A 278-nucleotide genomic window follows, 5' to 3' on the forward strand; every position below is an offset into this window, starting at 1 on the left:
CCGTCACCGCGACCGACCCCAACCCCCAAGTCCCCACCGCATCCAAAACCTTCACCCTCACCGTCAACCCCGCCCCCGCATCCACCTGCGCCACCCCCACCGCGGTGCTGCAGCAGCGCGGCTACAACATCATCACCGGCACCGCAGGCCCCAACCAGCTGTCCGGCACCAGCGGTATGGACGCGATCTTCGGCCTCGGCGGCAGCGACCAGATCTCCGGCCGGGCCGGAAACGACCTCCTGTGCGGAGGCGACGGACCCGACCAGATCCGCGGCGGC

At 70.9% G+C, this 278-nt stretch carries 1 pseudogene; it reads left to right on the forward strand.

Annotation, left to right across the window (positions count from 1 at the left end):
• Window positions 1-278, forward strand: a pseudogene (locus IF89_RS0136795) (hypothetical protein); the annotation flags it as partial.

This window comes from Streptomyces sp. NRRL F-2664 (assembly GCF_000719345.1).
Taxonomy (GTDB): domain Bacteria; phylum Actinomycetota; class Actinomycetes; order Streptomycetales; family Streptomycetaceae; genus Streptomyces.